The organism is Mycobacterium intermedium (assembly GCF_002086275.1).
Taxonomy (GTDB): Bacteria; Actinomycetota; Actinomycetes; order Mycobacteriales; family Mycobacteriaceae; genus Mycobacterium; species Mycobacterium intermedium.
In genome coordinates this window covers 1-688 of sequence record NZ_MVHT01000279.1, presented here as the reverse complement: position 1 = coordinate 688, position 688 = coordinate 1, and the positions used below count along the sequence as shown (strand labels likewise).

Sequence of the window (688 nt, the reverse complement as noted above, 5' to 3'; positions counted from 1 at the left end):
AGAGGTTGGTGCGGAAGGTGACGGTGTCATCGGTGTCGCGCTGCAGTGTGCCGACGCTGAGGTGGTCTTGACCGCTCAGGGTGTCGTCGATGGCTTGGACCAGCAGTGGGTGCGCGCTGACTTCGATAAAGGTGTGGTGGCCCGCCTTCTCGACGGCGTGCGTGATGGCCTGCTGGAAGCGCACCGGGTTGCGCATGTTGGTTGCCCAGTGCTCGGCATCGAAAGCCGGGCGGGCCTCGAGGTCTTCGTAGGTGGTGGAGATGATCGGGATGGTCGGCGTTCGGGGGCGCAGATCGGCCAGCTCGGAGCGCATCGCGGGCTGCAGCGCATCCATCGCCGGATTGTGTGGCGCCACTTCAATATTGACCCGGCTGGCGAACCGATTCTGGCCCCGTACCCGTTCGATCAACTCGTCGATCTGCTCGGCGGGCCCGGCGATCACCGTCTGGCGCGGAGAGTTGTAGATGCCCAACGTCACCTGCGGGTAGTCGGCGATCAACGCCTCGGTGGCCGCCACGTCAAGCCCGAGCATGGCCATGCCGCCCTGTCCCGACAGCGGAGCCATCAGCCGCGAGCGGGTGGCGGTCACCCGCAGCCCCTCGGCCGGCGTCAAGGCCCCGGCCACCACCGCGGCCGCAACTTCACCCATCGAATGCCCGATCACCAGGTCGGGCTCCACACCGTAGGA

At 67.0% G+C, this 688-nt stretch carries 1 protein-coding gene; it reads right to left on the bottom strand.

Features of this window, described 5'->3' with window-relative positions:
* A partial coding sequence (locus BST27_RS30670; RefSeq protein ID WP_139805512.1) for an acyltransferase domain-containing protein occupies nucleotides 1–688 on the bottom strand: 688 nt, incomplete at both ends.